Source organism: Streptomyces sp. RB17 (assembly GCF_009604455.1).
GTDB lineage: Bacteria > Actinomycetota > Actinomycetes > Streptomycetales > Streptomycetaceae > Streptomyces.
In genome coordinates this window covers 1496776-1523491 of the sequence record NZ_WEGL01000001.1, presented here as the reverse complement: position 1 = coordinate 1523491, position 26716 = coordinate 1496776, and the positions used below count along the sequence as shown (strand labels likewise).

The 26716-nt window shown below is 71.4% G+C and carries 27 protein-coding genes; 10 read left to right on the top strand and 17 right to left on the bottom strand.

The window, feature by feature from the left end:
- Positions 1 to 405: 405 nt before the first annotated feature.
- Positions 406 to 1056 carry a DNA-3-methyladenine glycosylase gene (locus tag SRB17_RS07010; RefSeq protein ID WP_153535428.1) on the bottom strand — a complete coding sequence of 217 codons (651 nt, stop codon included), beginning with the start codon at positions 1054 to 1056 and terminating at the stop codon, positions 406 to 408.
- A gap of 99 nt (positions 1057 to 1155) precedes the next feature.
- Here SRB17_RS07010 and SRB17_RS07005 point away from each other — a divergent pair, with 99 nt between their 5' ends.
- The 3 genes from SRB17_RS07005 to SRB17_RS06995 all read left to right on the top strand — a co-directional run bounded on the left by SRB17_RS07005 (position 1156) and on the right by SRB17_RS06995 (position 3198).
- The gene (locus SRB17_RS07005) at positions 1156 to 1938 is read left to right on the top strand and encodes a sporulation protein (RefSeq protein ID WP_153535426.1); all 783 of its coding nucleotides are present in this window, start codon (positions 1156 to 1158) and stop codon (positions 1936 to 1938) included.
- A 45-nt stretch (positions 1939 to 1983) separates the two neighbouring features.
- Entirely contained in the window at positions 1984 to 2523 is a 540-nt protein-coding gene (locus SRB17_RS07000; protein ID WP_323375099.1) for a YbhB/YbcL family Raf kinase inhibitor-like protein, read from the top strand.
- Between the two features lie 168 nt (positions 2524 to 2691).
- A complete protein-coding gene (locus SRB17_RS06995) occupies positions 2692 to 3198 on the top strand; it encodes an HNH endonuclease (RefSeq protein ID WP_153535422.1) in 507 nt (168 codons plus the stop codon).
- A 110-nt stretch (positions 3199 to 3308) separates the two neighbouring features.
- On the opposite strand, the gene SRB17_RS06990 is transcribed toward SRB17_RS06995, so the two are convergent.
- The 3 genes from SRB17_RS06990 to SRB17_RS06980 form a co-directional block, all read right to left on the bottom strand.
- The gene (locus SRB17_RS06990) at positions 3309 to 4277 is read right to left on the bottom strand and encodes an SPFH domain-containing protein (RefSeq protein ID WP_153535420.1); all 969 of its coding nucleotides are present in this window, start codon (positions 4275 to 4277) and stop codon (positions 3309 to 3311) included.
- A gap of 110 nt (positions 4278 to 4387) precedes the next feature.
- Positions 4388 to 4819: an NfeD family protein gene (locus SRB17_RS06985; protein WP_323375098.1), complete on the bottom strand. Its 432-nt coding sequence runs from the start codon at positions 4817 to 4819 to the stop codon at positions 4388 to 4390.
- An 85-nt stretch (positions 4820 to 4904) separates the two neighbouring features.
- Positions 4905 to 5696: an ABC transporter ATP-binding protein gene (locus SRB17_RS06980; protein ID WP_153535416.1), complete on the bottom strand. Its 792-nt coding sequence runs from the start codon at positions 5694 to 5696 to the stop codon at positions 4905 to 4907.
- Positions 5697 to 5846: 150 nt separating this feature from the next.
- Between SRB17_RS06980 and SRB17_RS06975 the strand changes: the two genes are divergently transcribed.
- Positions 5847 to 6635, top strand: a complete 789-nt coding sequence (locus SRB17_RS06975; protein WP_153535414.1) for a hypothetical protein — start codon at positions 5847 to 5849, stop codon at positions 6633 to 6635.
- Between the two features lie 156 nt (positions 6636 to 6791).
- Here the strand turns inward: SRB17_RS06975 and SRB17_RS06970 are convergent, their stop codons facing one another.
- From SRB17_RS06970 to SRB17_RS06960, 3 genes are all read right to left on the bottom strand, one after another.
- The gene (locus tag SRB17_RS06970; RefSeq protein ID WP_323375097.1) at positions 6792 to 7037 is read right to left on the bottom strand and encodes a chaplin; all 246 of its coding nucleotides are present in this window, start codon (positions 7035 to 7037) and stop codon (positions 6792 to 6794) included.
- A 159-nt stretch (positions 7038 to 7196) separates the two neighbouring features.
- Positions 7197 to 7838, bottom strand: a complete 642-nt coding sequence (locus tag SRB17_RS06965; RefSeq protein WP_323375096.1) for a response regulator transcription factor — start codon at positions 7836 to 7838, stop codon at positions 7197 to 7199.
- Positions 7831 to 8976, bottom strand: a complete 1146-nt coding sequence (locus SRB17_RS06960; RefSeq protein WP_153535412.1) for a GAF domain-containing sensor histidine kinase — start codon at positions 8974 to 8976, stop codon at positions 7831 to 7833. The genes SRB17_RS06965 and SRB17_RS06960 overlap by 8 nt, the downstream gene beginning before the upstream one ends.
- A 227-nt stretch (positions 8977 to 9203) precedes the next feature.
- On the opposite strand from SRB17_RS06960, the gene SRB17_RS06955 reads away from it, so the two are divergent.
- The 3 genes from SRB17_RS06955 (at position 9204) to SRB17_RS06945 (ending at position 12049) form a co-directional block, all read left to right on the top strand.
- Positions 9204 to 9899 (top strand): SDR family NAD(P)-dependent oxidoreductase, encoded by a 696-nt coding sequence (locus SRB17_RS06955; protein ID WP_153535410.1) that lies wholly within the window; start codon positions 9204 to 9206, stop codon positions 9897 to 9899.
- Positions 9896 to 10978, top strand: coding sequence for an S-adenosylmethionine:tRNA ribosyltransferase-isomerase (locus tag SRB17_RS06950; protein WP_153535408.1), 1083 nt, complete (start codon positions 9896 to 9898; stop codon positions 10976 to 10978). Before SRB17_RS06955 ends, SRB17_RS06950 begins: the two co-directional genes overlap by 4 nt.
- A gap of 300 nt (positions 10979 to 11278) precedes the next feature.
- Entirely contained in the window at positions 11279 to 12049 is a 771-nt protein-coding gene (locus tag SRB17_RS06945) for a transglycosylase SLT domain-containing protein (protein WP_153535406.1), read from the top strand.
- A gap of 84 nt (positions 12050 to 12133) precedes the next feature.
- On the opposite strand, the gene SRB17_RS06940 is transcribed toward SRB17_RS06945, so the two are convergent.
- Positions 12134 to 14743 (bottom strand): FHA domain-containing protein, encoded by a 2610-nt coding sequence (locus SRB17_RS06940; protein WP_323375095.1) that lies wholly within the window; start codon positions 14741 to 14743, stop codon positions 12134 to 12136.
- Between the two features lie 242 nt (positions 14744 to 14985).
- On the opposite strand from SRB17_RS06940, the gene SRB17_RS06935 reads away from it, so the two are divergent.
- A complete protein-coding gene (locus tag SRB17_RS06935) occupies positions 14986 to 16989 on the top strand; it encodes a streptophobe family protein (protein ID WP_153535404.1) in 2004 nt (667 codons plus the stop codon).
- Between the two features lie 323 nt (positions 16990 to 17312).
- Positions 17313 to 18536 (top strand): phosphoserine phosphatase SerB, encoded by a 1224-nt coding sequence (serB, locus tag SRB17_RS06930; RefSeq protein ID WP_153535402.1) that lies wholly within the window; start codon positions 17313 to 17315, stop codon positions 18534 to 18536.
- A gap of 64 nt (positions 18537 to 18600) precedes the next feature.
- Here serB and SRB17_RS06925 read toward each other — a convergent pair whose 3' ends face one another.
- From SRB17_RS06925 to SRB17_RS06915, 4 genes are all read right to left on the bottom strand, one after another.
- Positions 18601 to 19119, bottom strand: coding sequence for a SixA phosphatase family protein (locus SRB17_RS06925; protein ID WP_153535400.1), 519 nt, complete (start codon positions 19117 to 19119; stop codon positions 18601 to 18603).
- A 78-nt stretch (positions 19120 to 19197) separates the two neighbouring features.
- Complete coding sequence (locus tag SRB17_RS06920) at positions 19198 to 19404, bottom strand: hypothetical protein (protein ID WP_153535398.1); 207 nt, start codon at positions 19402 to 19404, stop codon at positions 19198 to 19200.
- A 182-nt stretch (positions 19405 to 19586) separates the two neighbouring features.
- On the bottom strand, positions 19587 to 19706 hold the full coding sequence (locus SRB17_RS47490) for an SGM_5486 family transporter-associated protein (protein WP_267133403.1): 120 nt from the start codon (positions 19704 to 19706) through the stop codon (positions 19587 to 19589).
- 897 nt (positions 19707 to 20603) lie between these two features.
- Positions 20604 to 22061, bottom strand: a complete 1458-nt coding sequence (locus SRB17_RS06915; protein WP_228395839.1) for a CynX/NimT family MFS transporter — start codon at positions 22059 to 22061, stop codon at positions 20604 to 20606.
- Positions 22062 to 22161: 100 nt separating this feature from the next.
- On the opposite strand from SRB17_RS06915, the gene SRB17_RS06910 reads away from it, so the two are divergent.
- Entirely contained in the window at positions 22162 to 22854 is a 693-nt protein-coding gene (locus SRB17_RS06910; RefSeq protein ID WP_153535396.1) for a FadR/GntR family transcriptional regulator, read from the top strand.
- Between the two features lie 11 nt (positions 22855 to 22865).
- On the opposite strand, the gene SRB17_RS06905 is transcribed toward SRB17_RS06910, so the two are convergent.
- From SRB17_RS06905 to SRB17_RS06885, 5 genes are all read right to left on the bottom strand, one after another.
- Complete coding sequence (locus tag SRB17_RS06905; protein WP_323375094.1) at positions 22866 to 23216, bottom strand: hypothetical protein; 351 nt, start codon at positions 23214 to 23216, stop codon at positions 22866 to 22868.
- 155 nt (positions 23217 to 23371) lie between these two features.
- Positions 23372 to 24139, bottom strand: coding sequence for an enoyl-ACP reductase FabI (fabI, locus tag SRB17_RS06900; protein ID WP_153535394.1), 768 nt, complete (start codon positions 24137 to 24139; stop codon positions 23372 to 23374).
- A gap of 5 nt (positions 24140 to 24144) precedes the next feature.
- The gene (gene fabG / locus SRB17_RS06895; protein ID WP_153535392.1) at positions 24145 to 24849 is read right to left on the bottom strand and encodes a 3-oxoacyl-[acyl-carrier-protein] reductase; all 705 of its coding nucleotides are present in this window, start codon (positions 24847 to 24849) and stop codon (positions 24145 to 24147) included.
- 205 nt (positions 24850 to 25054) lie between these two features.
- Positions 25055 to 26197: an SEC-C metal-binding domain-containing protein gene (locus SRB17_RS06890; protein ID WP_153535390.1), complete on the bottom strand. Its 1143-nt coding sequence runs from the start codon at positions 26195 to 26197 to the stop codon at positions 25055 to 25057.
- Between the two features lie 54 nt (positions 26198 to 26251).
- Positions 26252 to 26704, bottom strand: a complete 453-nt coding sequence (locus tag SRB17_RS06885) for an ATP-binding protein (RefSeq protein ID WP_153535388.1) — start codon at positions 26702 to 26704, stop codon at positions 26252 to 26254.
- Positions 26705 to 26716 lie beyond the last annotated feature (12 nt).

Here is a 26716-nt window from a genome sequence, read left to right as displayed (position 1 = left end):
ACCGAAGACGGGGTATCAACATATCTGGCGTTGACTTTTGGCACGCTGTTGAGTTCTCAAGGAACGGTCGCTTCCTTCGTACTCACCCTCTCGGGCTTTCCTCCGGGCGCTTCCCTTCGGTGTTTCCGACTCTATCAGATCTTTTCTCGATCCGATTCCCTGTCGGCGGGCCGTCTTCGGGGTTTTCGGCTTTCGCCGTCCGCCCTTTCGACATTCACTACGTTAGCTCATTCTCTCGGCGACTCATAATCGAGTCTCGCGAGTTCGAATTCGGGCACGCGAGCGCGCCAAAATCGACCCCGGCGAGGGGTTGTAGCTAGGTAGTGGGTTGGCCGCTCCGGCTGCAGGCGATCGCCGTACCCGGTTCAGCGGCTCGGGATAGATTACGCACCTTCGTGGGTCGCGTCAACTTAGGCGCCGCTTCGGCACATGTGCCCGATAGGGGCTCACCGTCGGGTCGTCAGCCACCCAGTACCGCCAGGGGTGGATGTCGCCGTTCCCGCCTTCGCCGGCGACTCCGGTGCGGGGGCCGTTTCGTACCTGGTCAGCGGCTACCGGCGTACCGGTGAGCATCCGCAGCGGGGTCTCGCCGGAGGTGCACGCGTCCGTGCCGTCCAGGGCGCGGTCGACTTCCAGCGCCGTCGCCAGGCGGGCCGGCCCCTTGGCCAGTTCCTTGTCGTTCCGGGCCGAAACTCGCCGTTTGCGGGCCAGTTCGATGCCGTCGACGACCTCGCCCGCGCGGAGCAGGACGGCGCTCGCCCGGCCCTCGGGACCGCAGACGAGGTTCATGCAGTGCCACATGCCGTAGGTGAAGTAGACGTACACGTGTCCGGGAGGACCGAACATCACCGCGTTGCGGGCGGTGGGGCCACGGTAGGCGTGTGAGCCGGGGTCGTTCGGGCCGTCGTAGGCCTCGACCTCCGTGAGGCGGACGGCGATCGGCCCGTCGGGTGTCGTACGCACCAGGACGCGGCCGAGAAGGTCCGGTGCCACCTCCAGGACCGGGCGGTCGAAGAACTCTCTCGGGAGTGGCGTACGGTCCGGGGGCGCGATCATGCCGTCCGAGGGTAATGCAGACGGGTCAGCGCGTCGGCGGAACCGGGCGCGGACGGATCGCGTTTGTAGGGGCGAGGTCCGTTCGTAAAGGGAGAGTCAATGGCGTTCAAGAAGCTGCTCGCGAGCCTCGGGGCCGGCGGGGCGTCGGTCGAGACGGTGCTGACCGAGGTCAATGTCGTGCCGGGCGGTGTCGTCCAGGGTGAGGTGCGGATCCAGGGCGGGTCCGTCAACCAGGACATCGAGGGGCTGTCGGTCGGTCTGCAGGCCAGGGTCGAGGTGGAGAGCGGCGACGAGGAGTACAAGCAGAACATCGAGTTCACCAGGACGCGGCTCGGCGGTGCCTTCGAGCTGCAGGCGGGTGCCGTGCACGCGGTGCCGTTCGGTCTTGAGATCCCCTGGGAGACGCCGGTCACGATGATCGACGGGCAGGCGCTGCGCGGGATGCACATCGGGGTGACGACCGAGCTGGCGATCGCGCGGGCCGTGGACTCCTCCGACCTCGACCCGATCAACGTCCACCCGCTGCCGGCGCAGAAGGCCATCCTGGACGCCTTCATCCAGCTGGGCTTCCGCTTCAAGAACGCGGACATGGAGCGCGGTCACATCAGGGGCACGCGGCAGACGCTGCCGTTCTACCAGGAGATCGAGTTCCACCCGCCGTCGCAGTACCGGGGGCTGAACCAGGTCGAGCTGAGCTTCGTCGCCGACGAGCACGCGATGGACGTCGTGCTGGAGATGGACAAGAAACCGGGTCTGTTCAGCGAGGGTTCGGACACCTACCGGTCCTTCCAGGTGGGTCTGAACGACTGGATGGGGACCGACTGGGCGGCTTATCTGAACAATTGGCTGTCCGAGGTCGGCAGCAAGCGCAACTGGTTCTAGGCTCGGGAACCGCTGGTTCCAGATCATCGATCAGGAGGTACCGAGGTGACCGAGCTCAAGCGGCGGCCGCTCCCCCATGACTTCCATCCGCCCGTCCCGTCGTTCACGGTGACGAGCGCGGACATCGAGGAGGGTGCGACGCTGGGGAGCGCCCAGGTCCATGCGGAGGGCAACACCTCGCCGCACCTGCGGTGGGAGGGCTTCCCGCCGGAGACCAAGAGTTTCGCCGTGACCTGCTACGACCCCGACGCGCCGACCGGCAGCGGGTTCTGGCACTGGGTCCTGTTCGACATCCCGGCCTCCGTGACGGAGCTGCCGACGGGTGCGGGCAGCGGCAAGTTCGAGGGCCTGCCCGAGGGCGCGGTGCATGTGCGCAACGACTACGGGACGAAGGACTTCGGTGGCGCCGCGCCGCCGCCCGGGGACGGGCCGCACCGGTACGTCTTCACGGTGTACGCGGTGGACCAGGAGAAGCTCGGTCCGGATGCCGATGTCTCTCCGGCCGTCGTCGGCTTCAATCTGCGGTTCCACGCGATCGCGCGTGCCCAGCTCATCGGTGAGTACGAGAATCCCGCGCAGGGCTGAGCGCGGCGCCGTGATTCAGCCGAGCGTTCATTGAACGTTTGCCCGTCTCCGGTCTTGGAAGTGATCGGAGGCGGGCATTTTTTATTGCGTTGTCCATCTCGGCGCGCCCGTCCAGAGTTGATCCAAGCCCGCCGGGGGGTGGGCAGGTGCGCACGGGAGGTGGGCTGGATGCGGGACACGCTGGTGCTGAACGCGAGCTTTGAGCCGCTGTCGACGGTGACGTTGAATCGGGCCGTCGTTCTGGTGCTCCAGGACAAGGCCGTCGTCGAGCAGGCCCACCCCGAACTGCGTATGCGGGGTGCCGATGTGGACATACCCGCGCCCCGGGTGATCAGGCTGTGCAGGTACGTACGGGTGCCGTTCCGAAGACAAGCCCCGTGGTCGAGGCGGGGGGTGCTGGTCCGGGACCGGCACCGGTGCGCGTACTGCGGGCGCAGGGCGACGACGGTGGACCATGTGGTACCGCGGGCGCAGGGTGGGCAGGACACGTGGCTGAATACGGTGGCCGCGTGTGCGGAGGACAATCATCGGAAGGCCGACCGGACTCCGGCGCAGGCGGGGATGGCTTTGCTGCGGGAGCCGTTCGAGCCGACGCCGGCGGATGCGATGCTGTTGGCTTTGGGGACCGAGGAGTTCGAGGCGCTGCCTGATTGGCTCGGCCGGGATGCGGCCTGAGCATCTGCCGGGTTCTGTTCGGCGGCGGCTGGGGGTTGCCTTGGGTTTCTCGCGCAGTTCCCCGCGCCCCTGACGGGGCGCGGTAGGAACCCGGCGCCGTTCAGCAACCCTCAGTCGATGCTCGGCTTCTCGCGGCGCTCTGTGTTGGGGCCGTTGTTCTGGGCGGGGACATTGGCTCCGCCGTTGCCCTGGTTGCCGCCGCCGAGGGGGCCGAAGTTGCCCATGGCGCCGGAGAGGCCCTTGAGCGCGTCGCCGATCTCGCTGGGGACGATCCAGAGCTTGTTGGCGTCGCCCTCGGCGATCTTCGGGAGCATCTGCAGGTACTGGTAGGACAGGAGCTTCTGGTCCGGGTCGCCGGCGTGGATGGCCTCGAAGACCGTACGGACCGCCTGGGCCTCGCCCTCTGCGCGCAGGGCGGCGGCCTTGGCCTCACCCTCGGCGCGCAGGATCTGGGACTGCTTCTCGCCCTCGGCGGTGAGGATGGCGGCCTGGCGCGTACCTTCGGCGGTGAGGATCGCGGCGCGCTTGTCACGGTCGGCGCGCATCTGCTTCTCCATCGAGTCCTGGATGGAGGTGGGCGGTTCGATGGCCTTGAGTTCGACGCGGTTGACTCGGATGCCCCATTTGCCCGTCGCCTCGTCGAGGACGCCGCGCAGGGCGGCGTTGATCTCCTCGCGGGAGGTCAGGGTGCGTTCGAGGTCCATGCCGCCGATGATGTTGCGGAGTGTGGTGACCGTGAGCTGTTCGATGGCCTGGATGTAGCTGGCGACCTCGTAGGTGGCCGCGCGGGCGTCCGTCACCTGGTAGTAGATGACCGTGTCGATGTTGACGACCAGGTTGTCCTGGGTGATCACCGGCTGCGGCGGGAAGGGTACGACCTGTTCGCGCAGGTCGATGCGGTTGCGGATGGTGTCGATGAACGGGACGACGATGTTCAGGCCCGCGTTCAGGGTGCGTGTGTAGCGGCCGAAGCGCTCGACGATGGCCGCGCTGGCCTGTGGGATGACCTGGATGGTCTTGATCAGGGCGATGAAGACCAACACCACCAGAATGACCAGGACGATGATGACCGGTTCCATCGTGTTCCCCGTACCCCTCTCCGCCTCGGCGCCTTCGGCAGATCTCGTGATTGCAGAAGATCTTGCTGGTCGAGTCTGACAGACTTCGCCCAACTCGTGGGCCGGATGCCTCAGATGACGAGGGCGGTGGCCCCTTCGATGTCCACGACGTCCACCTCCTGGCCCACTTCGTAGGCCCGGCCGGTGTCGAGGGCGCGGGCCGACCAGACCTCTCCGGCGAGCTTGATACGGCCGCCGGAGCCGTCGACGCGTTCCAGGACGACCGCCTGCTTGCCCTTCAGGGCGTCGACGCCGGTGGCGAGCCGGGGGAGTTGTCTGCCGTGCCGGGCGGCGATGGGGCGCACGACGGCGATGAGCGCGACGGAGACGACGACGAACACGAGGACCTGGATCACGCCGTCGAGGCCGAGTCCCGCGGCGACGGCGGCCGCGACGGCTCCCACCGCGAGCATGCCGAACTCCGGCATGGCGGTGACCACGAGCGGGATTCCGAGCGCCGCCGCGCCGACGAGCCACCACACCCATGCGTCGATGTCGTTCACACGGTCATGGTAGGGCCGGGGTCGGGCGGCGGACAGGGCGCGAGAAGGAGCGGGACGGGCTCGGGAAGGCCTTGCGCGGCGGGGGTCAGGACAGGGGCAGGCCCTGGGCCGTCCAGCGGTCGCCGACCTGCTCGACGACGAGCGGGAGGCCGAAGCAGAGGGAGAGGTTGCGGGAGGTCAGTTCCAGCTCGATCGGGCCGGCGGCGAGGACCTTGCCCTGGCGGATCATGAGGACGTGGGTGAAGCCGGGGGCGATCTCCTCGACGTGGTGCGTGACCATGATCATCGAGGGGGCGATGGGGTCGCGGGCGAGCCGGCCGAGGCGGCGGACCAGGTCCTCGCGGCCGCCGAGGTCGAGGCCGGCGGCGGGCTCGTCCAGCAGGAGCAGCTCGGGGTCGGTCATCAGGGCGCGGGCGATGAGGGTGCGCTTGCGCTCGCCCTCGGAGAGGGTGCCGAAGCGGCGGTCGACGTAGTCGCTCATGCCGAGGCGGTCGAGGAAGGCACGGGCGCGCTGCTCGTCGACCTCGTCGTACTCCTCCTGCCAGTGGGCGGTCATGCCGTAGGCGGCCGTCAGCACGGTCTCCAGCACGGTCTGGCGCTTGGGGAGCTTCTCGGCCAGGGCGATGCCGGCCACGCCGATGCGGGGCCGCAGCTCGAAGACGTCGACCTTGCCGAGGGTGTCGCCGAGGATGGTGGCGGTGCCCTTGCTGGGGAAGAGGTAGCTGGAGGCGACGTTCAGGAGGGTGGTCTTGCCGGCGCCGTTGGGTCCGAGGATGACCCAGCGCTCGCCCTCCTTCACCGACCAGGAGACCTGGTCCACCAGAGCCCGGCCCTCGCGGACCACGGATACGTCCTGAAGCTCCAGAACATCGCTCATGAGCGCGTTGTCTCCCCTTGCAGTGTGCCGGTCTCGGCTGGTCGCGTACGCCTGTGGCTCGGTCCGCCGCGCCTGTGGGCGCAGCCCCTATGAAATCTACGCCACGAGTGCCCGGCCCCATTCCCTCGGTCCGGTCCTTAGGGTGGTGGCATGCTCTCGGAACCGCGTTCAGGACGCCTTGCCGCATGGGGAAACGCCCTTTTGGCCGGACTTGTCTCGCCGGATGACGCCGCTCTCGCCATTGTGGGCGAGGACACGGTGCACCGGGTGGAGGGGCTGCCCGGGGAGTCCGCGCAGGTCGGGCTCACGCTCGCGCTGGGGCGGCTGCGGACGCTGGGGGCGTCCGGGCTGCGGATCGCGCTGCCGGCGCCGGGGCATCCGCTGGGGCTGAGCGGTCCGCCCGAGTTCAACGCGCGGGCGCTGGAGGCCGAGGAGGCGGTGGTCTGTCACGGCGCCGCGTTCGGGCTGGTGCCTCAGGTGTACGAGGCCGGGCCGGAGGGTGATGTACATGCCGAGGTGGTCTGGCATGTGCTGCCGGTGCGGGAGGCGCCGCCCGCCGATGTGCCGTCGCTGGGCGAGGCCGAGCGGGAGCTGGCGGAGGCGCTGCACGAGGCGACCGAGGTGCTGTCGAAGCTGGACGTCGCCGGGTCGGGGCCGGTGGCGGAGGCGGCGATCGACGCGTACCGGGCGCGGGCCGAGCAGGGGCGGGAGGTACTGGCGCCGGGGTATCCGCCGCGTGCGGTGCGGGTGTTGGAGCTGGCGCAGCGGGTCGCGCTGCTGGTGTCGCTGGCGTACGGCAGGGGTCACGGCGGTGCGGTCAGCTCCAGCGAGATGGCGGCTCGGGCGCAGGCGTTGCGGCCGGTGGAGCGGACGGCCAGGCGGGCCCAGGTGGCGGCGTACAACTCCATCGTGGAGGAGCGGGAGCGGGGGGCCCGGTGACGGGAGGGCTGGGGCGAGTGCACCGGCTCAGGGGCGCGGGGGTGTGGCGATCTGCGGCTCCGCCGCGGGGGTGCGCCCCCGCGATGCGCGGCGAACGAACATGACAGGCCTCCCGGTGGGCACCGGGAGGCCTCTCTGGTCAGTGTCGGCCGGACCTCAGTGGTTGATGCCGAGGTTGCCGAAGGCCGGGTTCAGCACGCCGATCACGCTCACGCTGTTGCCGACGGCGTTCACCGGGACGTGCACCGGGGCCTGGATGACGTTGCCCGAGATGACGCCCGGGGAGCCCTGGGCGTCGCCGCACGCGTGGGCACCCTCCGTGGCAGAGGCCATCCCCGCACCGGCGGCCACCAGACCACCGGCCACCATCGTCACGGCCGCGGCCTTCTTCAGGTTCTTCACTGTCCAACCCCTCCTAGACGTTCACCGCGGCGGTTCGCCGCAGCACGCACTGGAGAACGGCGGAGATCGCCGAAGGATGCGCCGTCCGGGTGACATTCCCACGACGGTATGAATCTCAGCCTGGGCTGTTGCCGTGGGTGAGGCCTTGGGGAGGGCGTGTCAGCCGGTCACGCCGTGGCGTACGGCCCACAGCGCGGCCTGGGTGCGGTCGGCGAGGTCGAGTTTCATCAGGATGTTGGAGACATGCGTCTTGACGGTCTTCTCGGACAGGACGAGGGCGCGGGCGATCTCGCGGTTGGAACGGCCGTCCGCGATCAGGCCGAGCACCTCGCGTTCCCGGTCGGTGAGCGAACCGCCCCTGCTCTGGCCGGAGTTGGCCTCCTCCTGGGAGAGCAGGGCGCCGGCGACCTCCGGCTGGAGCAGGATGTGGCCGGCGTGCACGGAGCGGATGGCGCCGGCGAGGGCGTCGGGGTCCACGTCCTTGTAGACGTACCCGGCGGCGCCCGCGCGCAGGGCCGGTACGACCGTGCGCTGCTCGGTGAAGCTGGTGACGATGAGCACGCGCGCGGGGTTGTCGAGTTCGCGCAGCTTGCGCAGGGCCTCGACGCCGTCCATGCCCGGCATCTTGACGTCCATCAGGACGATGTCCGGGCGCAGTTCCTCGGCGCGGGCGACTCCCTCGGCGCCGTCGGCGGCCTCGCCGACGACCTCGATGTCGTCCTGCACCTCCAGGAAGGTGCGCAGGCCCCGGCGGACGACCTGGTGGTCGTCGACGAGCAGCACCCTGATTGCGTCAGCCACCGGGGACCTCCATCTCGATCGTGGTGCCCTTGCCGGGCACCGATTCCACGGTCAGCGTGCCGCCGACGCCGCTCGTGCGGTCGCGCATCGAGACCAGGCCCAGATGCCGTCCGGCGCGGCGGACCGCCTTCGGGTCGAAGCCGCTGCCGTCGTCGGTGACGCGCAGCACGATTCCGCCGCCGCGCCGCTCCACGGCCACCTCGACGTGTTCGGCACCGGAGTGACGCAGGGCGTTGTGCAGGGCTTCCTGGGCGACCCTGAGGAGGGCTTCCTCCTGGGCGGCGGGCAGGGCGCGGAAGCCGTTGCAGCTGAAGGTCACGCGCGCGGTGTGGGCGCGGTCGAGGACCTGGGTCTGGGTGCGCAGGGTGGCGATCAGGCCGTCCTCGTCCAGGGCGGCGGGGCGCAACTCCACGACGGCGGCGCGCAGTTCGTCGGCGGCCTCGGCGGCGAGCGCGGCGACCTGGTGGAGTTCGCCCTTGGCGCGGGCGGGGTCGCGGTCGACGAGGGCCGCCGCGGCCTGGGCGGTCAGGCGCAGCGAGAAGAGTTTCTGGCTGACCGCGTCGTGCAGTTCGTGGGCGAGCCGGGAGCGTTCCTCGGCGATGGTGAGTTCGCGGCTGCGTTCGTAGAGCCGGGCGTTGGTCAGGGCGATGGCGGCGTGCTGGGCGAGGATGGCGAGGAGGTCCTGGTCCTCCTCGGTGAACCCGCAGCTCCCTTCCGGCTTGGGGCAGTTCTTGTTGGCCAGGAAGAGGGCTCCGATGACCTCGTCGCCGTCGCGGATGGGCAGGCCGAGGAAGTCGGCCAGGTCCGGGTGGGCGGCCGGCCAGCCCTCGAAGCGGGGGTCCTTGCGCACGTCGGCGAGGCGCTCGGTCTTCGCCTCGCGCAGCATTGCGGCGAGGATGCCGTGCTGGCGCGGTAGCGGGCCGATGGCGCGCCACTGCTCGTCGCTGACGCCGTCGACGACGAACTGGGCGAAGCCGCCGTGGTCGTCGGGGACGCCGAGGGCGGCGTACTGCGCGTCGAGCAGTTCGCGTGCGGAGGCGACGATCGTCTTCAGGACGTCGCGCACCTCCAGATGCCTGCTCATGGCCAGCAGCGCGGAACTGACCGCCGCGAGGCCGGACCGGGGGCCTTGACTCATGTCCTCACGGTACCGGCGGGGTGTGACAAGCGGATCGGACCTGTGGCGGCGGGGCCCGGTCCGCCGGCCCTAGGGCGGGCGGCCTAGGTCCCGGGGCCCCGGACGTGCGGTGTACGCCGAAGGGCCCCTGCGGTTTGCGGCCCGCGTCCGAGGCGGCCGAGGCGGTGCCGTTCCTAGGTTGTGGTCACCGCCCGAAGGAGGCGGAGGGCGACGAGGGGACGGTAGTCATGCCGGTGGCGATCATCACGGGGGCCTCGAAGGGCCTGGGGCGGGCGCTCGGAGCGGCGCTGGCCGCGCGGGGCTGGGATCTGGTGCTCGACGCCCGAGGCGCCGAGGCCCTCGAGGAGACCGCGGAGAGCCTCGCCGGGCACGGCACGCGCGTGGAGGCGCCGGCGGGGGATGTGACGGATGCCGGGCACCGGGCCGCGCTGGTGGCGGCCGCGCGCCGGCTGGGCGGGCTCGACCTGCTGGTCAGCAATGCGAGCGCGCTGGGTGCCGAGCCGCTGGTGCGGCTGGCGGAGCTGCCCCTGGAGGGACTGCGGCGGGCGCTGGAGGTGAACGTGGTGGCCGCGCTGGGCCTGGTCCGTGAGGCGCTGCCGCTGCTGCGGGAGTCGCCGGCCGGGACGGTGGTCGCGGTCAGCTCGGACGCGGCGGCCGAGGCGTACGGGACCTGGGGCGGCTACGGCGCCTCGAAGGCGGCCCTGGACCAGCTGGCGGCGGTGCTGGGCGTGGAGGAGCCCGGCCTGCGGGTGTGGGCGGTGGATCCCGGGGACATGGCGACGGACCTGTACGCGGCGGCCGTACCCGGTGACGACGATCCGCGTCCGGCGCCGGACACGGTCGTACCGGCGTTCCTGCGGCTGCTCGACGAGCGGCCGGCCAGTGGGCGGTACGCGGCGCCGGCGCTGCTGGAGCGGCGATGAGGACGTTCGTGCGCGTACCGGAGGGGCTGTCCGCGCGCGTGCCCGTCGAGCAGCGGGGTCCGGGGCTGGGCCGGGACGCCGTACGACTGCTGGTGTCGCGGGGTACGGAGGTGACGCATCACGGGTTCCGGGAGCTGCCGCTGCTGCTGCGGGCCGGGGACCTGCTGGTGGTGAACACCTCGCCCACGCTGGCCGCCGCGGTGGACGGGCGGGTCGGGCACGCGCGCGTGGTGGTGCACTTCTCCACGCGCGGGGACGACGGCCGGTGGGCGGTCGAGCTGCGGGAACCGGACGGGCGCGGTACCACGCGCGCGCGTACGGGCACGCGTGCGGATACCGAGGTGGTGCTGCCCGGGACCGGACGGCTGGTGCTGGAGGAACCGGTGAGCCCGCGCGGGGAGCGGTTGTGGTGGGCCCGTTCGGACGGGGACGTGCTCACGATGCTGCGCGTGCACGGGCGGCCCATTCGCTACTCCTACACGGAGCACGACCAGCCGCTGTCGGTGTACCAGACGGTGTTCGCGCTGCCGTCGCCGGACGGGTCGGGCAGCGCGGAGATGCCGAGTGCGGCCCGCCCCTTCACCGCGGGCCTGGTGGCGGAGCTGGTGAGCCGGGGTGTGCAGTTCGCGCCGGTCACCCTGCACACGGGGGTGGCGTCGGCGGAGGCGCACGAGCCGCCGTATCCGGAGCGGTTCGCGGTGCCGGAGGCGTCGGCGCGGCTGATCAACGCGGTGCGGGCGAGCGGGGGACGGGTGGTGGCCGTGGGCACGACCGCCGTGCGGGCCGTGGAGTCGGCGGCCGGGCCGGACGGGGTGGTGCGGGCGGCCGAGGGGTGGACGGATCTGGTCGTGACGCCTGAGCGTGGGGTGCGGGTGGTGGACGGGCTGCTGACCGGGCTGCACGAGCCGGAGGCCTCGCATCTGCTGATGCTGGAAGCGGTCGCGGGGCAGGCGACGGTCGACCGTGCCTACGAGGAGGCGCTCAGCGGGCTCTACCTGTGGCACGAGTTCGGCGACGTGCATCTCATCCTCCCGGCGGAGAACCCTCACACAGAGCGTTGCGATGGCAACTCCTGGTGAAACTGTTTCGTCTCCGATGTGAGCCCGCGCATAGGGTCCACATCACGTACGAAGAGACATAGGAGATAAACCCTCCCCGCATGAACGGGACAGACGGTCCAGTCTGTCCCGTTTTGCCCTTCCGTGATCCACTAAGGAGGATCGTACGTCACACCTTTGCCACCAAATTTTGCGCCAGCTAAGAATTGCTTCCGTCGCTCAGCGCCGTGGGTCACCGGCCCGCGGCGTTCGTGTGGGAGGAGCCGATTCCCCCGGCGGACGCAGGAGCGACCTCCGCGCTATCGAAGAGGTCCATCAGCTATGCCCAAGAACATCCTCAACCGTGCTCATAAGAACATCCTCAACCGTGCTCATAGTCTCGCCCTGACCAAGCAGCACAAGATCGGCATCGCCGGTGTCGCCTGCCTCGGCACCGCCGCCATCGCCCTCTCGGCCGTCCCGGGCAACGCCGACACCGTCACCACCGGTGCCCCGGCCGCCGCGGCCCAGGTCGCCGCCGGCACGACGCTGAAGAACGTCAAGGGCACGGTCACCGACCAGCTCGCCCCCGAGACGGTCAAGCTCGACACGTTCGCGGCGCAGAAGAAGGCCGCCGACGAGGCCGCCGCCGCCAAGCAGCGCGCCGAGGCCGCGAAGAAGGCCGCCGCCGACGCCGACGCCAAGAAGGCCGCGCAGGACCGCGCCGCCAAGGAAACCGCGAGCCGCTCCGCCCAGCGCATCGACATGCAGCCGGTCGCCGCGAAGACCTACGCGAACAACCTGGACGGCTGGATCCGGCAGTCGCTGGACATCCTGCGCGCCAAGGGCATCCCCGGCAGCTACAACGGCATCTACCGCAACATCATGCGTGAGTCCTCCGGCAACCCCAGCGCCATCAACAACTGGGACATCAACGCCCAGAACGGCATCCCGTCCAAGGGGCTGCTCCAGGTCATCGACCCGACCTTCCGTACGTACCACGTCTCCGGCACGTCGTGGAACATCTACGACCCGGTCGCCAACATCACGGCCGCCTGCAACTACGCGGCGCACCGGTACGGCTCGATGGACAACGTCAACAGCGCGTACTGAGGCCTGGCGCGGACCTCGGACACGTGACGCCGAAGGGCGGCACCCCATCGCGGGGTGCCGCCCTTCGTGTCGTACGGGGCGCGGTTACTTGCGCATGACCTCCGGTTCGTGGCGGCGCAGGAAGCGGGCCACGAAGAAGCCGCAGACGACGCCGAGCGCGATGAGCGCGATCATGTCCAGCGTCCAGGCCCCGGCGGTGTGGTTCCACAGCGGGTCCGTGCTGGTCGGGTCGTCGGTGTTCGGGGCGATGTTGTTGAAGTCCAGCGTGGCGCCGGCCGCGGCCACCGCCCAGCGCGACGGCATCAGGTACGAGAACTCGTTGACGCCGAACGTGCCGTGCAGGGTGAAGAGGCAGCCGGTGAAGACGACCTGGATGATCGCGAACATCACGAGCAGCGGCATGGTCTTCTCGGCGGTCTTCACCAGCGAGGAGATCACCAGGCCGACCATCATCGAGGTGAAGCCGAGCGCCATGATCGGCACGCACAGCTCGAAGAGGGTGGAGCCACCGAGGACGAGTCCCTGGTCGGGGATCTCGCGGCTGGAGAAGCCGATCACACCGACCATCAGGCCCTGCAGCACCGTGACGGCACCGAGCACGACCACCTTGGACATCAGGTACGCCGACCGGGACAGGCCGGTCGCGCGCTCCCGCTCGTAGATCACCCGTTCCTTGATCAGCTCACGGACGGAGTTCGCGGCGCCCGCGAAGCACGCGCCGACCGCGAGGATCAGCAGCACCGTGGTGGCCGTGCCGTTCGGGATGTGCAGTCCGGTCCTCGGGTTGACCGCCGGATTGACCAGCAGGCCGTGCTTGTGGTCGATCAGCAGGCTGACCGCACCGAGCACCGCCGGCAGGATCACCGTCAGCGCCAGGAAGCCCTTGTCGGAGACGATGACCGACACATAGCGCCGGATCAGCGTCATCAGCTGCGAGCCCCACGACTGCGGCTTGGGCGGCTTGATGGCCTGCGGCGGAGGCATGTGTACGGCCTGCGGGGCGACCGCGTCCACGTCCGCGGCGTACATCTGGTAGTGCTGCGAGCCCTTCCAGCGGCCCGACCAGTCGTAGTCGCGGTAGTTCTCGAAGGCGGAGAAGACGTCGGCCCAGCTGTCGTAGCCGAAGAAGTTCAGCGCCTCCTCCGGCGGGCCGAAGTACGCGACCGCGCCGCCCGGCGCCATCACCAGCAGCTTGTCGCACAGCGCGAGCTCGGCCACCGAGTGGGTGACGACCAGCACGGTGCGCCCGTCGTCGGCGAGGCCGCGCAGCAGCTGCATGACATCGCGGTCCATGCCCGGGTCGAGGCCGGACGTCGGCTCGTCCAGGAAGATCAGCGACGGCTTGGTGAGCAGCTCCAGGGCCACGGACACGCGCTTGCGCTGGCCGCCGGACAGGGAGGTGACCTTCTTGTCCTTGTGGATGTCCAGCTTCAGCTCGCGCAGCACCTCGTCGATGCGGGCGTCGCGCTCGGCCGCGGTGGTGTCGGACGGGAAGCGCAGCTTGGCCGCGTACTTCAGGGCCTTCTTGACGGTCAGCTCCTTGTGCAGGATGTCGTCCTGCGGGACCAGACCGATGCGCTGGCGCAGCTCGGCGAACTGCTTGTACAGGTTGCGGTTGTCGTACAGCACCTCGCCCTGGTTGGCGGGCCGGTAGCCGGTGAGCGCCTTGAGCAGCGTCGACTTGCCGGAGCCGGACGGGCCGATGACCGCGATCAGGGACTTCTCCGGGACACCGAAGGAGACGTCCTTCAGGATCTGCTTGCCGCCGTCGACCGTGACGGTCAGATGGCGCGCGGAGAAGGAGACCTCACCGGTGTCGACGAACTCCTCGAGCCGGTCGCCGACGATCCGGAAGGTGGAGTGGCCGACGCCGACGATGTCGGCCGGGCCGAGCTGCACCGAGCCGCCCTTGGGGATCGGCTGGCCGTTGACGTAGGTGCCGTTGTGCGAGCCGAGGTCGCGGATCTCCAGCCGGCCGTCGGGCATGGCGTGGAACTCGGCGTGGTGCCGGGAGACCTGCAGGTCGGAGACGACCAGCTCGTTCTCCAGGGCACGGCCGATGCGCATCACGCGGCCGACGGCGAACTGGTGGAACGTGGTCGGGCTGCGGTCGCCGTAGACCGGCGGCGCCCCCGCGCCACCACCGGGCGTCTTCTGCACGTACTGATCCGCGGGCCCCGCCTGCTGCTGCGGGAACGCGGGCGCCTGCTGCCAGCCCTGCTGCTGAGCCGGCGCCTGGTGCGGTGCGGCCTGCTGCGGAGCGGGTGCCTGTTGCGCCTGCTGCTGTGCGGCGGGCCGGCCGGCGGCGGGTGCCTGCTGCGGTACCTGCGGGGCCTGCTGGGCCCAGCCCGGCGCCCCGGCGCCCTGCGCCGCGTACGGCGCCGGCTGCTGCTGACCGACGGCGGCGCCCGACAGATTCAGCCGCGGTCCGTCGGTCGCGTTGCCGAGGTGCAGCGACGCACCCGGCCCGATCTCCGTCTGCTGGATCCGCCGGCCCTGCACGAACGTGCCGTTGGTGCTGCCATGGTCCTCGATGACCCAACTGCGGCCGTTGAAGCTGACCGTGGCGTGCCGCCAGGACACCCTGGCGTCGTCGAAGACGATGTCACCCTGCGGATCGCGGCCGAGGGTATAGGGCCTGGACGGGTCCAGCGTCCAGGTCCTTCCGTTTGATTCCAGTACGAGTTCCGGCACTCCATGCCCCACTGAGTTGTCCCCCGAATTTCCCCCATCACAGGGAGTCTAGGGATGTCGAACATCGGGGGGAACTATTTCAGGCGCGGCCCGCTGACCGAAACCCGGGCCTTGCCGACGGGCGCCCGCACACGCTTCAACTCGCCCCGTTGACGGGGTTGAAACCGGGCCGGAGAGTGGTAATCCCGGCGTGGGGGGACAAGCGCGGCTCCGGTGCCGCGCCGCGGATCGGGGGGTCTGCCATGAGGTCTGCCACGAGCGCCGAGACCGCCGCCGAGACCGTGCGGCGCACCACCACGGTGCCCTGGAAGGACGTCCTGCTGTCCGCGATCGCCGCGGTGAGCTGGGCGTTCATCGGGATGGCGGGCACGGCCGCGCTCGGACTCCACCTCCTGCGAGCGGACACGGCGGGCTCACTGGGCCCCATGACAGCGGCCGTTGTGGCACTCGGGGCGGGTGGTTCGGTCACGCCGTCGGGCGATGTGTCAGCGTTCGGGCTGAAGGGCGCCGCAGCCCACACCGCCATCGACATCACGCCACTCGGGGTGAGCCTGGCCGGTGCCCTGCTGCTGTCGTGGTTCTTCCTGCGCTCCCTGCGTACGGCCGGAGTTGTCGTCGCACCCGCCGAACTCCTCGCCCGCGCGGGCACGGTGGTCGTGCTCTTCGTCGCACTGCTCGGCGGTCTCGCCTGGGCGGGGCACGACGTCGTCACGATCGACGGCGGTTCGCTCGGGCTGGACAAGCTGCCGGGCACGGGCGGCAAGGGAAGCGGCGGGCTGAGCATCCCCGGCCTCGGCGACGTGGGCGGACTGCTGCCACACCGGATCGGCGACCTCATCCACGCCAAGGCCGCGGTGGGCTTCACCGTGGACACGCCGGCCACGCTGCTCGGGGGCGCGGTGTGGTGTGCCGGCGTGCTGCTGATCGCCCTGCTCGCCTCCCGGCGCGCTCCTCTGCCGCCCGGCTGGTCCGTCGTGCACCGGGTGGTACGGCCGCCGGTCTCGGCGCTCGTCACCGTGCTGCTGGTGACCGAGGCGGCGGGGCTCGCGGCGGCGGCGTACGCGGCGGCCGGCGACGACCACCCCGGGCGGATCGCCGGAGCGGCCCTGCTCGGCGCGCCGAACGGGGTCTGGCTGGGCCTTCCCCTCGGTCTCTTCGTCCCCTGGGACGGCCACGCCTCCGGTGTCCTCGGCAGGTACCTCCCCCACCCGCTGGACCAGCTCCTCGGTGCGCACACCGATCAGGCCGTGACGCTGGGCCGGCTGGCCGGCCTGGACGGCCGTGTGTGGCTGCTGGCCGTCGCCGCGGCACTGGCGATGATGCTGGCCGGCGTCCTGACGGCGGTCCGCACACCGGTGGTACGGGGGTCCGACGGCCGGGCGGTGCGGCGGTCCGACGGCCCGGCGGTGGGGCAGGCCGAGAGCCCGGGGGGACGGCAGGCCGACAGTGCCGTCGCTTTCGCCGCCCGGTGCGGACTGCGCCTCGGCGTCGCCACCGCACTCGCCCTCGCCCTGCTCGCCCGGCTGACGGCCGTGTCCCTGACCGCCTCCCTGTCCGTCCTCGGCTTCGACGCCTTCGGCGCCGGCCTCGACCTGCACGGCCGCCTCGGCCTCGCCCTGCTGCTCGGCGCGGCGTGGGGCGCGGGCGCGGGGGCGATCGGGGCCCTGACGGCCTGGGCGACCGGGTCGGCGGGGGGACGGGCGGCCTGGGCGGCTCGGGGGGTGCCGGGGAGGAGGGCGGTCGGGGGCGGCGGTCGTAGCGGACACCGGGACGGTCCAGGACACGGACACGGGAACGGTTCAGGACACGGGGACGGTCCCGGGCACGGGGAGGGTGTCGGGCACGAGGAGGGTGTCGGGCACGGGGAGGGTGTCGGGCACGGGGAGGGTGTCGGGCACGGGGAGGGTGTCGGGCACGGGGAGGGTGTCGGGCCGTACGCGCCGGGCGCGCCGTACCGGCCGCCGAACGCGGACACGAATCCGTATCTGCGGGTGCCGGAGGATCTCCCGGTGCCGCAGGACCTGCCCGAGGAGCCGCCGGGTGTCGGGCCGGAGACGGCCGGGGACGACATGTACGGCGCCCCGACCATCGCCCGGCCGCTCGACGCCGCTCCCCCGCCGCCCCGGCGCCGTCCCCCAGCACGGCGGGGTGATCGCTCGCAGGGGACGGACGGCACCGAATGGCCCCCGCCGCCCCCTCCGCCGCCGCCTCCGGCACCGCCGGGGAAGCCGAAGCGGCGCGGGTGAGTCGGCTGCATGGCGGGGGCGGATCCGACCGCGCGGGTACGTGGTGTACGTGGCCGGCGTCGCCGCGAGACCCTGAGGAGGCCCGGCCGGCGCCCGCCCCCCCTTGCCGTCCGGCCAAGGCGCGGTGGCTCCCTCTGCCCCTCCCCCTGCCCGTCAGGGCATCTCGTGGCACAGTCGTGGTGGAGCCGGGGGTCGCCGTGTGCGGGCGAGCGGTGTCTCCTGGTGGCAAGATCCCCGACACCGGCGCGACATCCAGTGTTCCGTGTCCGTCAGTCGGACCTCGGCGGCGGACGGCACTGGGTGCCGGATACGGTGGTGACACCATGAGCGCTTCGCAGACCTCCGCTTCACAGACCCCCGAGGTCCCCACCCTCCTTGTCAAGATCTTCGGCAAGGACCGGCCGGGCATCACGGCAGGCCTCTTCGACACCCTGGCCGCCTACCTCGTCGACGTGGTCGACATCGAGCAGGTCGTCACCCGGGGGCGTCTGGTGCTGTGTGCGCTGGTGACGCAGCCGCCGGCCCACCTGGAGGGCGACCTCAGGGCCACCGTGCACAGCTGGGCCGAGTCGATGAAGATGCAGGCGGAGATCATCTCGGGGCACGGCGACAACCGGCCGCGCGGTCTCGGGCGTTCGCTGGTGACCGTCCTCGGCCATCCGCTGACCGCCGAGTCCACGGCCGCCATCGCCAACCGGATCGCGAAGGCCGGCGGCAACATCGACCGTATCTTCCGGCTCGCCAAATACCCGGTGACGGCAGTGGAGTTCGCGGTGTCCGGCGTGGAGACCGAGCCGCTGCGCACGGCCCTGGTGACGGACGCGGCGGCACTGGGTGTCGACGTCGCGGTCGTGGCGGCGGGCCTGCACCGGCGTGCCCAGCGCCTGGTGGTCATGGACGTGGACTCCACACTGATCCAGGACGAGGTCATCGAGCTGTTCGCGGCGCACGCAGGCTGCGAGGACAAGGTCGCCGAGGTGACGGCGGCGGCGATGCGCGGGGAACTGGACTTCGAACAGTCGCTGCACGCGCGTGTGGCGCTGCTGAAGGGGCTGGACGCCTCCGTGGTGGAGAAGGTGCGCAACGAGGTACGGCTGACGCCGGGCGCCCGCACCCTGATCCGCACGCTGAAGCGGCTCGGCTACCAGGTCGGGGTCGTCTCCGGTGGCTTCACCCAGGTCACGGACGATCTGAAGGAACGGTTGGGCCTGGACTTCGCACAGGCCAACACGCTGGAGATCGTCGACGGCAGGCTCACCGGGCGGGTCACCGGCGAGATCGTGGACCGCGCGGGCAAGGCACGGCTGCTGCGCCGGTTCGCCGCCGAGGCCGGGGTGCCGCTGTCGCAGACGGTGGCGATCGGTGACGGCGCCAATGACCTGGACATGCTGAACGCGGCCGGTCTGGGCGTCGCCTTCAACGCCAAGCCGGTGGTCCGGGAGGCGGCGCACACGGCGGTGAACTTCCCCTTCCTCGACACGGTCCTGTATCTGCTGGGCGTCACCCGCGAAGAGGTCGAGGCGGCCGACACGCACGACGAGGGCTGATCCGGCCCGGATGCGCGGGGGCCCGGCACCACGGAGGTGCCGGGCCCCTGGCGCGCGGGTGGAGTCACTCGGCGGGGGCCCAGTAGTCCCTGAGTGTGGCCACGCCCGGCTCCAGGCCCTTCCAGGGGCCGTCGAAGGACAGCAGCGCGAAACCGGCGGCCGGGAAACCGCGGCTGTTCATCCGGTCGCGGGCGTCGCCCTCGGCCGCGCCGGACAGGATGTCGGCCAGGCCGTGGACGCCCGGGTTGTGACCGATCAGGATCACGTTCCGCACGTCGTCCGGAGTCTCGTTCAGCACGGCGATCAGTTCGCCGGGCGAGGCCTCGTAGACCCGCTCCTCGTAGACGGTCTTCGGCCGGTGTGCCAGTTCGTGGACGGCGAGCTTCCAGGTCTCGCGCGTCCGGTTGGCGGTGGAGCACAGGGCCAGGTCGAAGGTGATACCGGTGTCGGCCAGCTTGCGTCCGGCGACCGCGGCGTCCTTGCGGCCCCGCTCGGCGAGCGGGCGCTCATGGTCGGACACCTGGGGCCAGTCGGCTTTCGCATGCCGGAGGAGGACGATACTGCGAGGTTCTGCGGCGCTCATGAGACCCAGCTTCGCATGAAACAGGCCATGCGGCGCAGGGAGTTGACATGGGGATTCACCGCGTACGGGCGCTCCTGGTCAGCGGGTGAGGAGCTGGTGGGCGCGCTCGAAGAGGTGCGTGACCGCCGGGTCGCCGCTCGCCGCGTGCGCGTCCGACGGGTTCAGTATCAGCGCCAGCAGTGCGACGAAGGCGAGGGCCGGGAGGGCGAGGGCCCACCAGGGCAGCCGGATGTCGACGCCGCCCGTGGTCGCCGGGTGGGGCCGGGAGTGGGTGCGGGCCGACATGATCGCCTCCGTGGGTCTTCGAGCGGTTCGTGACCGTGTCGTGCGGTCACATCTCGAAGCTACGGAATCCGGGGCGGCCAACCCATCAGGACTTCCACCCAGTTGACCCTGACCCTTTCCCCCTAGGGGATGGGGGAGCTAGCCCCACCATCCGCCGGGGGACGCGGGCCGGGGCGCCGGCGTCACGGGGAGGCGAGGGTCGCGATGATGGCGATGATCACGAAGATGGCGAAGAACGAGCCGAAGACGATCAGCATCTTCTTCTGGCCGTTCTGCGGGTTCGGGTCGAGCACAGGCTGCATGCGCCCAGTCTTGCACCCCCCGCTCCACGAGGCTCGGCCGGGGCCGGGCAGTCGGCCCGGCGGGGACCGGTCAGGCACGGGGCATCCCCGGGCCGCGGGTTCGCCTCAAGCGCGGGCCATCGTCAGGCGCGTACCACGCCTCAGGCACAGGGCATCCCCGGGCCGCGGGTTCACCTCAAGCGCGGGCCATCGTCAGGCGCGTACCACGCCTCAGGCACAGGGCATCCCCGGGCCGCGGGTTCACCTCAAGCGCGGGCCATCGTCAGGCGCGTACCACGCCTCAGGCACAGGGCGTCCTCGGGCGCGGGGCATCCCCGGGCGCGGGGCATCCCCGGGTGCGGATCATCCTCCAGCCGCGCGTCATCCCCGGGCGCGGGCCATCGTCAGGCGCGCGTCATCCTCAGGCGCGAGCACTTTCACGCGCGGGTTGTCCCTCGCGCCCGCCCACGCCGGGGCCGCCCGGCTCGACGCGCCACGGGCGGGCATCGTCTCCCCACCGACCCGCACCGACCGGCCAGTGCGTGCCGCCGCGTCCCCAACCGGTCCGCCGGTGCGCGCCGACCCGTCGCCAACCGGTCCGCCGGTGCGGGGCCACCCCGTCTCCCACCGGTCCGCCGGAGGCCGAAGGAGCCATACGCGCGGGCCTGCCACGGGGCGCCGTACGCGGTTCTCAGCCCGCGCACCACCATCTCTGGGCTGCAGCGGTCAGCGCATCGCACTCTCCAGGTCCCAGCCCGCGGGTCAGCCGGCCTCTCCGGGTCGCACCCCGCCAGGTCCCGGCCCGCGATCCTCTGCGCACCACCACCCCCAGCACCCAGCCCCCGGGTCAGCGCTCGGACCCCAGCCCGCCATCCTCACCGCGTCGCAGCGCGCCGCCCCCTCCGGCCCGTCGCCGGGTCAGTGTGCGGCTGCCTCGTCCTCCACCGTGCGGTTGCGGCCCGCCAGGTAGCCCACCGCCATCTGCGGCAGCATCAGGGCTGTCATGAGGGCGATCGGCAGGCCCCAGCCGCCGCTCTGCTGGTAGAGGACGCCGACCAGCAGCGGGCCGGGGATGGAGATCAGATAGCCGGTGCTCTGCGCGAAAGCGGACAGCTGGGCCACGCCCGGCCCGCTCCGGGCCCGCATGCCGACCATCGTCAGGGCCAGCGGGAAGGCGCAGTTGGAGACGCCGAGCAGCAGCGCCCAGGCCCAGGCGCCCGCGGCCGGCGCGACGTACAGGCCGGCGTATCCGGCGAGCCCGCACACGCCGAGGACCAGCGCGATCGGTCCCTGGTGGGGCAGCCGGGTGGCGACCCGCGGGATGACGAAGGCCAGCGGCACGCCCATCACCATGGTGACGGCGAGCAGCACGCCAGCGGTGCCGGCCGGGACGCCGGCGTCGCGGAAGATCTGGGGCATCCAGCCCATGGTGATGTACGCGGCGGTGGCCTGGAGGCCGAAGAAGACGGCGAGCGCCCAGGCGGTACGGCTGCGGGTGATGCGCAGCGGGGGGTGATGCTCTCCCGCGCGCTGCTCCACCGCGCTCTGTTTCCCGGCGGGCTGCTCCTCAACGCGCTGCTCCCCCACGCCTCGCTCCCCCGCGCGCTCCTCCCCCACGCCTCGCCCGCCCGCGCGCTCCTCCCCCGCCGCGCGCTGCCGCTGCCGCGGCCGAGCCGGCGCGGTGTCGCTGCCGCCGGCCCTGCCGCGGTCCCGGAGGAGCGGTAGCCAGGGCAGGACGGCGGCGCCCGCGAGGGCGGCCCACACGACGAGGCCGGACCGCCAGCTGCCGCCGAGCGCGTCGGTCAGGGGCACGGTCACGGCGGCGGCGAGGGAGGTGCCGAGGGCGAGGGCCATCGAGTACAGGCCGGTCATGGAGCCGACCCGGTCGGGGAACCAGCGCTTGACGATGACCGGCATGAGCACATTGCTGACGGCGATGCCCATCAGGGCGAGCGCGCTGGCGGCCAGGAAGCCGGCCGTGCTGCCGAGATACGGCCGTATCAGCAGGCCGGCGGTGATGGCGGCCATGCCGACGCACACCACGGCGGCCGGACCGAAGCGCCGGGCCAGCCGCGGTGCGGTGATGCCGAAGACCGCGAAGCAGAGCGGGGGCACGGAGGTGAGCAGGCCGGCCACGCTGCCGCTCATGCCGAGCCCGTCGCGGACCTCCTCCAGGAGCGCGCCGAGGCTCGTGATGGCCGGGCGGAGGTTCAGCGCGGACAGCACGATGCCGACGACGACCAGGCGGGTCGCCCACGCGCGCGTGCGGCCGGTGCCGGGGGTCGTCTCGGGGGTGCTCGTCGTGGCGGCCGTACCGCGTTCGGTCGGTGACATCGCCGTACGGGTCTCCACTGTCCGGGTTTCCTCACGTGCCATGAGAGCCATCATAGAATCATGGGATGATTGGTTGTCCACATCCATTCGGTTTTCCGGTCCCGGGCCGTCTCCGCCCGGGCCTCGCGTGCGAAGGTGTGCCATGCCCTTGAGCCACCCGCGCCGTTCGGCGCTGTCCGAGCAGGTCATCGCCGAACTGCGCAACCAGATCACCTCCGGTGAGTGGCCGGTCGGCTCGCGCATCCCCACGGAGCCGGAACTGGTCGAGCAGCTCGGTGTGGCCCGCAACACGGTCCGCGAGGCCGTGCGCGCGCTGGCCCACAACGGTCTGCTGGACATCCGGCAGGGCTCGGGCACCTATGTGATGGCGACGAGCGAGCTGGCCGGTGTGATGCACCGCCGGTTCGCCGACGCCGATCCCCGGCACATCGCCGAGCTGCGCGCCGCACTGGAGTCGGCCGCGGCGAAGCTGGCCGCCGAGCGGCGCACCGAGAAGGACCTCAAGCAGTTGGACGCGCTGCTGGACCGGCGCGAGGTGGCCTGGGAGGCGGGCGAGGCGGAGGCCTTCGTGACCGCCGACGCCACCTTCCACCTGGCCGTCGTGGCCGCCTCGCACAACGACGCCATGACCGCGATGTACGCCGATCTGGGCGAGGTGCTGCGGGACTGGCTGCGTGCGGACGTGGGCGCGGAGCTGACCCCGGAGACGCACATGGATCACACGCGGCTGGTGGACGCGATCCGTGCCGGGGACGCGGAGGCGGCGGCCACGGAGGCCGCGAGCTATCCGTTCCTGTGCCGACCGGGCCGGTTCAGCACCCCTCCCGGTGACTGATCCCCGCCGGTTCAGTGCTCGTTCTGGTGGCTGATCCAGACCGAGCGGACTTCCTTCCAGCACCGGCCGGTGAGCCGTACGGTCATGGCGGGCCCGGTGTCCACCGGTGCGCTGTCGGTGTCTATGTCCCACCAGCGGGCGCACTCGATGTGCAGACGCACGCGATCGGTGTCGACATAGGGATTGTGGCAGTAGGCCACCACATGGGAGCCGTGGACGGTCGTACGGCAGGAGGCCCCGAAGAAGTCCGGCGCGGGGGGCTTTCCGTCGTGCACGCGCGCGTAGGGCATCGCGTCGTACGGCAGGAAGAACACCAGGGCCAGGGCCACGGTCACCGGGGCCAGGCTTCGGGACAGGCGCACAACGGGACCTCCTCGGCCGGGCTGGGGAGGGACACGTGAGGTGAACGCTGCATCCAGGGTGAGCCGCCCGGGCCGCGGGACGCCCGGCAGGTGGGCCGAACGGGTGACGCCCCGCTCCCCGCGCGCTGCGGGAAACGGGGCGTCGGATACGAGGGTCAGGCGCCGATGGCGTGCAGACCGCCGTCCACGTGGATGATCTCGCCGGTGGTCTTCGGGAACCAGTCGCTCAGCAGGGCGACGATGCCCTTGCCGGCCGGCTCCGGGTCCTTCAGGTCCCACTCCAGCGGAGAGCGGGTGTCCCAGACGGAGGCCAGCTCGCCGAAGCCCGGGATGGACTTGGCGGCCATGGAGCCGATCGGGCCCGCCGAGATGAGATTGCAGCGGATGTTCTGCTTGCCCAGGTCGCGGGCGATGTAGCGGCTGGTGGCCTCCAGGGCCGCCTTGGCCGGGCCCATCCAGTCGTACTGCGGCCAGGCGAACTGCGCGTCGAAGGTGAGGCCGACGACCGAGCCGCCGTTCTGCATCAGCGGCAGGCAGGCCATGGTGAGCGACTTCAGGGAGTACGCCGAGACGTGCATGGCGGTGGCCACCGACTCGAACGGCGTGTTGAGGAAGTTGCCGCCGAGCGCGTCCTGCGGCGCGAAACCGATGGAGTGCACGACGCCGTCGAGGCCGCCCAGCTCCTCGCCGACGAGGTCGGCCAGCCGGCCCATGTGCTCGTCGTTGGTGACGTCCAGCTCGATGACCTTGGTGGGCTTCGGCAGCTTCTTGGCGATGCGCTCGGTCAGCGTGGGCCGCGGGAACGCGGTCAGGATGATCTCGGCGCCCTGCTCCTGGGCCAGCTTGGCCGCGTGGAAGGCGATGGAGGACTCCATCAGCACGCCGGTGATCAGGACGCGCTTGCCCTCGAGGATTCCGCTCATGGTGATCAGTGACCCATTCCCAGTCCGCCGTCAACGGGGATGACGGCTCCAGTGATGTACGAGGCGTCGTCCGAGGCGAGGAACCGCACCGTCGCGGCGATCTCCTGCGGCTGCGCGTAACGGCCGAGCGGCACCTGCGAGACGATGTTCTGGCGCTGCTCGTCGCTGAGCACCTTGGTCATGTCGGTGTCGACGAAACCGGGCGCGACGACGTTGAAGGTGATGTTGCGCGAGCCCAGCTCACGGGCGAGGGAGCGCGCGAAGCCGACCAGGGCGGCCTTGGAGGCGGCGTAGTTCGCCTGGCCCGCCGAGCCGAGCAGGCCGACCACGGACGAGATCAGGATGACGCGGCCCTTCTTGGCACGCAGCATGCCGCGGTTGGCGCGCTTGACGACGCGGAAGGTGCCGGTGAGGTTGGTGTCGATGACCGAGGTGAAGTCCTCCTCGGACATGCGCATCAGGAGCTGGTCCTTGGTCACGCCGGCATTGGCGATCAGTATCTCGACCGGACCGTGCTGCTCCTCGATCTCCTTGTAGGCCTGCTCCACCTGCTCCGGGTCGGTGATGTCGCACTTGACGGCGAGGAAGCCGGCCGGCGGCTCACCCGAGCGGTATGTGATCGCGACCTTGTCGCCGGCGTCGGCGAACGCGCGGGCGATGGCGAGGCCGATGCCCCGGTTTCCTCCGGTGACGAGAACCGAGCGGCTCAACGGATCACCCTTTCGATAGCGGTCAGCAGATGTCGGACAACCCGCCCGAACACCTGGATGACAGGCGGCTTCATCGAAAACCTATCGGTACGGCCGGGCCCGTGGGCATTCGGGCACCGACAGTCACTCATGCCGCGCGCTGTGGGATCCCTACAGTCGGCGGGCCTGCGCAGACCTGCGCACCTGCTCGGTCACCACCGTGCGGTCACCCGTTCGCAGGGTTCCCGCAGCACTTCTTGTACTTGCGTTCCGAACCGCACCAGCAGGGGCCGTTGCGCGGCGGGGGCCAGTCGTGCGCCTGGCCCGTGCGAGCCAGCTCCGCCGCGTACGCGGACCGCGTGGCCGGCATATCGGGGGATCCGCCCGATTCGCGCACGTGCGCCTCCAGACCGCTCACCGTGGCCCGGCCGACCGCCAGGCGGGTGCCGCCCTCGTCCGACAGCTCCCGCAGGGTGCGCTCGACCTGCCGCAGATGGGCGGCATGGTCGTCGCCGTACGCGTCCGCGGCGGACGGCCGGCGCTGCAGCAGGCGGTCGAACTCCTCCCGCGGCCAGAACAGCACACACGTCGCCGGCCGCCCGGTGCGTACCGCCCGGTCCTCGGCAATCGCGTCCGCGAGCTCGCCGAACTCTGCCTCCAGGGCTTCGGGCCCGCCCTCCGCCAGCCTCGCAAGCCGGACGGGATCGTGCAGTACGTCCAGGGGGTGCGTCCGCCCCTGCAGGGGCGATGCGCGCCGCTCGTGCAGTTCGTCCGCCACATCGTCCCAGTCGTCGTGCGGCTCGCGGAGCAGACGCCGCACCCGGTGGCGGCCGATGAGGAGTGTCTCCACGTCGAAGCCGTCGGAAGATACCTCCACGGTGTCGGCCGTCACCGGCGTACCGGCGCCCAGGGCGTGTGTGACGCCCGCCGTGTACCACTCGGCCGCCGTCGCCGGCTCGTGCGCGGACTCGAAGACCTCGGCGACGAACATCCAGGCGCCCCCGTCCCGGGGATGGCGCCTGCGGAACGCTGCGGCCGCGGCGCGGGCCTCGTCCCGGCGCCCGGCGTCCCACAACGCGTTGATGCGCAAGGCGTCCACCAGATCAGGCTCCCGGCAGCCCTCGCCCAGCGGGTCCAGCAAACGCTCGTACAGGGCGACCGCGCGCTCGTGCTCGTCCGCGTCGCTCCAGGCCTCGGCCGCTTCCCGCAGCAGGTCCTCCCGCTCCTCGGGGTACAGCTCGGCCAGCCGCTCGCACTCCGCGGCGGCCTGCGCGGGAGTGGGTGTGGGACGTCCGGGACGGAGAGCGGTGGCGCGCCCGCCCCTGCGCTTCATCCTGTTCTTGCCCGCTTTACCGTGCTTGCTGGACATGGACTCACCGTAGTGCCGTCGGAGCCGGGCGCGCCGGGGAAGAAGTTCCTGGCCCTACCGGCACTGGCCGACATCGCACTCCGCCCACACGGTCTTGCCGGGTCCCGGCCGCTCACCGACGCCCCAACGCGCGGCGACGGCCGCCACGAGGAGCAGTCCCCTGCCGCCGTCGGCGTCCGTGGGGGTCCGGGGCGCCGGTCCGGGGGGCTCGGGGCGCCGCGGGTGCGTGTCGGACACCTCCACGCGGACGACGCGTGCGGCGCGGTCGTAGCGCAGGCACAGCTCGAAGTCGCGGCCGGGGACGCGGCCGTGGAGGACCGCGTTGGCGGCGAGTTCCGCGACGACGAGAGCGACGGCGTCGGAGGCCGGGCTGCCGTACGGCACGCCCCACAGGTCGAGCCGGTGTACGGCGAGCCTGCGGGCGAGGCGGGCCCCTCGGCGCGTGGCGGAGAAGCGCTGGGCGAACACACTTACGGTGACGGCCTGTTGGGTCCGTGGTGCTGGCATGAGCCCAGCGTT

Coding starts and splice junctions, on each gene's coding strand:
- SRB17_RS07010 (WP_153535428.1), bottom strand. CDS start 1,056: ATGATCGCGCCCCCGGACCGTACGCCACTCCCGAGAGAGTTCTTCGAC.
- SRB17_RS06955 (WP_153535410.1), top strand. CDS start 9,204: ATGCCGGTGGCGATCATCACGGGGGCCTCGAAGGGCCTGGGGCGGGCG.
- SRB17_RS06915 (WP_228395839.1), bottom strand. CDS start 22,061: ATGGCACGTGAGGAAACCCGGACAGTGGAGACCCGTACGGCGATGTCA.
- SRB17_RS06910 (WP_153535396.1), top strand. CDS start 22,162: ATGCCCTTGAGCCACCCGCGCCGTTCGGCGCTGTCCGAGCAGGTCATC.
- SRB17_RS06935 (WP_153535404.1), top strand. CDS start 14,986: ATGAGGTCTGCCACGAGCGCCGAGACCGCCGCCGAGACCGTGCGGCGC.
- SRB17_RS47490 (WP_267133403.1), bottom strand. CDS start 19,706: ATGCAGCCTGTGCTCGACCCGAACCCGCAGAACGGCCAGAAGAAGATG.
- SRB17_RS06960 (WP_153535412.1), bottom strand. CDS start 8,976: ATGAGTCAAGGCCCCCGGTCCGGCCTCGCGGCGGTCAGTTCCGCGCTG.
- SRB17_RS06990 (WP_153535420.1), bottom strand. CDS start 4,277: ATGGAACCGGTCATCATCGTCCTGGTCATTCTGGTGGTGTTGGTCTTC.
- SRB17_RS07005 (WP_153535426.1), top strand. CDS start 1,156: ATGGCGTTCAAGAAGCTGCTCGCGAGCCTCGGGGCCGGCGGGGCGTCG.
- SRB17_RS06945 (WP_153535406.1), top strand. CDS start 11,279: ATGCCCAAGAACATCCTCAACCGTGCTCATAAGAACATCCTCAACCGT.
- SRB17_RS06920 (WP_153535398.1), bottom strand. CDS start 19,404: ATGTCGGCCCGCACCCACTCCCGGCCCCACCCGGCGACCACGGGCGGC.
- SRB17_RS06885 (WP_153535388.1), bottom strand. CDS start 26,704: ATGCCAGCACCACGGACCCAACAGGCCGTCACCGTAAGTGTGTTCGCC.
- SRB17_RS06980 (WP_153535416.1), bottom strand. CDS start 5,696: ATGAGCGATGTTCTGGAGCTTCAGGACGTATCCGTGGTCCGCGAGGGC.
- SRB17_RS06995 (WP_153535422.1), top strand. CDS start 2,692: ATGCGGGACACGCTGGTGCTGAACGCGAGCTTTGAGCCGCTGTCGACG.
- fabI (WP_153535394.1), bottom strand. CDS start 24,139: ATGAGCGGAATCCTCGAGGGCAAGCGCGTCCTGATCACCGGCGTGCTG.
- serB (WP_153535402.1), top strand. CDS start 17,313: ATGAGCGCTTCGCAGACCTCCGCTTCACAGACCCCCGAGGTCCCCACC.
- SRB17_RS06975 (WP_153535414.1), top strand. CDS start 5,847: ATGCTCTCGGAACCGCGTTCAGGACGCCTTGCCGCATGGGGAAACGCC.
- SRB17_RS06925 (WP_153535400.1), bottom strand. CDS start 19,119: ATGAGCGCCGCAGAACCTCGCAGTATCGTCCTCCTCCGGCATGCGAAA.
- SRB17_RS06950 (WP_153535408.1), top strand. CDS start 9,896: ATGAGGACGTTCGTGCGCGTACCGGAGGGGCTGTCCGCGCGCGTGCCC.
- SRB17_RS06890 (WP_153535390.1), bottom strand. CDS start 26,197: ATGTCCAGCAAGCACGGTAAAGCGGGCAAGAACAGGATGAAGCGCAGG.